Source organism: Nostoc sp. WHI (genome assembly GCF_015714725.1).
Taxonomy (GTDB): Bacteria; Cyanobacteriota; Cyanobacteriia; order Cyanobacteriales; family Nostocaceae; genus Nostoc.
This window is the reverse complement of sequence record NZ_WBKM01000274.1, coordinates 1-3,797: the sequence shown is the minus strand read 5'-3', so window position 1 is coordinate 3,797 and position 3,797 is coordinate 1. Positions and strand designations below refer to the sequence as shown.

The following is a 3,797-nucleotide window of genomic DNA, read 5'->3' as shown; positions in this document are numbered from 1 at the left end:
GGTAAGTCATGTAATTCTTGACGTAGAAATTGGATTAATTCAGGAATTTCTAGGGTCGTCGCCTTTGGAATCATCTTAGAGTAGTTTGACTAATTAATATTTTTCAATTCACTAATTTTACCAAAGCTCGATAACTATTATAAATTGTTATTTTAATTAAGTTCTATATTCTAAAAACAGAACTACTTTCCTGGATTTACCCTTCGTTTTTAAGCAAATCCCTCAAATATGTCAGTATTTATACTTAATAATTGTAGTCAATTATTTTTTAGTGATGCCTGCGGTGGTCACTGAGCTTGCCCTTTGCGGAGCGTCTTGTAGAGAAGTGCGCGCTGCGCCTACGCCTTTCCCTAAAAAACTAATTATTTTGTGCTACGTATTGAATTTCAAAATGGCGATTAATACCCTATTTATTTCAAAATGAGAATTGCTGACACTCCAGAAAATTGATTGCATCACAATTACACCAAATGATTGCTTCTTCAACCATTGTAGTATTTACATTATTTTAGTTAAAATTTAGATAAGAAGAGTGAAAAATGTTGTATTTATAGCAGAGCTACTACAAAAATTCAAAGCTTATGACAGCAAGCAATATTAGGCAGCAAATTTTAGAGTATATTGAAACGTTACCCCCAGAAGAGGTAAAAACTCTCCTGTTAACATGGCTGACTAGTTCATCAGGGGATTTAGAAGATTTTGAGCAGTTAGTGACAAATCAAGCTACTCAAACCACAGAAGAATCATTTGAGTACGGTGAGATAGACGCAGCATTAAATTTTCAACCTCTTACTGAAGCCCAAATGGTTCAGCAGAGTCAATCCGCTCTTGAAGCGTACCGTAGCACAGGTTCAGGAGTGGCGCATGACCGTGTGCGCGAATGGGCAGACAGTTTAGGGACTGAACAAGAACGCCCATGTCCCAGATAGTTTGGACTCTAAGTGCAATTGACGACTTAAATCGTCATTACGATTTTATTAAACTTAATAATCCTGATGCAGCAGCACGGGCAGTACAAGCGATTGTCTCTTCAGGCGAGAGTTTACAGCAGAATCCTCGTCGAGGTGCGATTGTAGATGAAATAGCAGGATTACGAAAACTTTTAGTGTCTTTTGGTAAATACGGTTTTATAATTCACTACGTTATTCTTGAGGATGATGTTGTTATTTTACGCATTTATCACGGGCGAGAGAATCGACCTCGTTAGTATTAATTTTTAAAGGATATAAACAACCGCATAATATGCCGAAAATTTTACGTGAATATCCTTGGAAAATTAGTTACACCAGCAACACCCACAACACCATCAGTGATTTCTACATTCCTGCTTTAGAGTGTGCCATTCAATATGACCGGAAAGCAGGTTTTTTTAGCAGTGCCATTTTAAGTAAAGTGGCACGGGGTTTAGGTGCAATGCTGCATAACAAAGGGCGAATGCGGTTAATCATGGGCTGTCAGTTTAGCCCCCAAGATTTACAAGCAATTCAACAGGGCTACGAACTGCGAGACGCATTGCTAAGTCGTTTAGACGCAGACTTAAAACCACCTGAAAATTTTGCCCAACTCAAACACTTTGAAATTCTCAGTTGGTTAATTCAAAATCAATATCTCGATATTAAAATTGCTATTCCCCTGAAACAAAATGGACTGCCAGAAGATAGTACACAGCAACTAGACCCACAGCATATATTTCATGAAAAAGTTGGTATTTTTACTGATAGCAAGGGCGATAAATTAGCATTTAACGGTTCCAATAACGAATCTATCGGTGGCTGGGAGAGGAATATAGAATCATTTCACGTTTATTGTTCTTGGGAGGGAGGAAGGGAACTAGATAGAGTTGAAGAAGAAGAAGCGAGGTTTGAGCAACTTTGGTATGACGTATCGCCTAACGTGCGAGTTTTTGAAGTTCCAGAGGCGGTACAGAAAAAGCTATTGCGTTACGCAAAAGCGACTAAACCTGATTGGAATGCCCAAGCTGAATTTGACTCAAGACCTCTAACAAAAATAGAATTAACTGAACCAGAAGCACAACCAGAACCGGAACTAAAACCAGACTCTTCAGCTATTTCTACGGAACAAAGAGAACAAGAACGGTTGGCATTTACTCAACTTGCTAATATTCATGAACATCCCGGCTGCTTGGACTTTTGTTTAAAATCAATTCCCATTCACCCCTGGCCACACCAAATTAAAATACTGCGCCGCATTGCTCAAAATTTTCCCCAAAGTTTTCTCATTGCTGATGAAGTTGGTTTAGGAAAGACTATTGAAACTGGTTTAATTCTGCGTTATCTGCTGTTATCCAAAAAAGTGAAGCGGGTACTAATTTTAGCACCTGCTAGCGTTCAACCCCAGTGGCAAGAAGAACTACGGGAAAAATTTAATCTGCATTTTTGGAGTTACACATCTACAGAATTTAAAGACCCCTACAAGCGGACTATCCCAGCAGCAGCTAATCCTTGGAATACCCAAGATTTAATCCTCGCTTCTTCTCATTTGGTGCGGAGAACTGACAGAATGCACCAGCTACTATCAGCAGAACCTTGGGATTTAGTAATCTTAGACGAAGCCCATCATGCACGTCGCAAGAGTCCTCAAGACCGCAAGGAAACACCCAATCGCTTGTTACAGTTAATGACACAGTTGAAGGAGAAGACAAAATCCCTGATTCTTCTCTCAGCAACTCCCATGCAAATTGATGCCATAGAAATTTTCGACTTGTTAAACCTGCTGGGATTGCAGGGACATTGGAGTTACGGCGATAACTTCTGCGATTATTTCGCCTCCCTACAAGGTGCTGTCAAGCAGGAAGTAATTAATTTTTGGCAAGTCATGTCTAGTGACTACTTTGGGCGCGGCGGACAACCTTCCTCTAGATTAGAGGAGTTTTTGACCAAGAGCGATCGCATCCTCGCTTACAAAATGCAGGATACTTGGCAACGAGGAAAGAAAATCTCTAATCACAAACAACTATTGGCAGATGAAGACTTTATCGACACCTCACGCCAATACTTGACAGTGAACACGCCTCTAAAAGACTTGATGTTCCGCCACACCCGCGACACTCTCCGACAATACTATCAAAGGGGACTGCTAGAGCGGGATATTCCCACCAGAGTTGTGCAGGATAATGCTATTACGCTGGAACCCCAACGGGAAGTACCGCTTTATCTAGCTGTCAGCAACTATGTACGTCACTTTTACCGACTGGCACAAAAAGATCAGCGTTCTTGTTTGGGTTTTTTGATGACCCTTTACCGTAAACGTTTGACCAGTTCATTTTATGCCATCAAGTCATCTCTGCAACGTCGTTTGGATTATTTGTTAACTCAACGGGGAAGCGTTTTAAGTGACGACGATTTAGTAGATGGGGTACAAGTATCATCGGAACAGAAAACCGGGATAAGAAGCATTACATGAATACTACAAAAAATTTTAGGTGCTGAAACTCTTGATTTATCGTTAGGCAGTAGTTAGTGATTTGAAAAGTGAGCTACTACAACTTTCAAAAAAATCCTTACGCAATAAGGCTTTTAAGCTTAACCCAGTTTTCTGTTCCATTGATACTCACACCCCCATTACAAAGAAAACACATTGCCCGAACCCCAGGCTGTTGTCCCACAAGTTAATGCTTATGCCGAGCCTGTAGAAGAAGCTTATGAAGAGTTTCAGCCAGAAGAAACCACAACCACAGAACAACCTATTGTACAGCCGTTGTCTGATTGGGACTTTACCCTGCCCAAGTTCAATTGTTCCCCTGGCGTTATCTGCCCTGACTGCGACGGTCCTGGGTG

At 40.7% G+C, this 3,797-nt stretch carries 3 protein-coding genes and 1 pseudogene; all 4 read left to right on the top strand.

Annotated features, from left to right (window positions below):
* Window positions 1-581 precede the first annotated feature (581 nt).
* Window positions 582-929 (top strand): hypothetical protein, encoded by a 348-nt coding sequence (locus tag F8S12_RS27495; RefSeq protein WP_196519454.1) that lies wholly within the window; start codon window positions 582-584, stop codon window positions 927-929.
* On the top strand, window positions 917-1,207 hold the full coding sequence (locus F8S12_RS27490) for a type II toxin-antitoxin system RelE/ParE family toxin (protein WP_196519453.1): 291 nt from the start codon (window positions 917-919) through the stop codon (window positions 1,205-1,207). Before F8S12_RS27495 ends, F8S12_RS27490 begins: the two co-directional genes overlap by 13 nt.
* 35 nt (window positions 1,208-1,242) lie before the next feature.
* Window positions 1,243-3,423, top strand: a complete 2,181-nt coding sequence (locus F8S12_RS27485) for an SNF2-related protein (protein ID WP_230968317.1) — start codon at window positions 1,243-1,245, stop codon at window positions 3,421-3,423.
* Between the two features lie 174 nt (window positions 3,424-3,597).
* Window positions 3,598-3,797 (top strand): annotated as a pseudogene (locus F8S12_RS27480) (hypothetical protein); the annotation flags it as partial.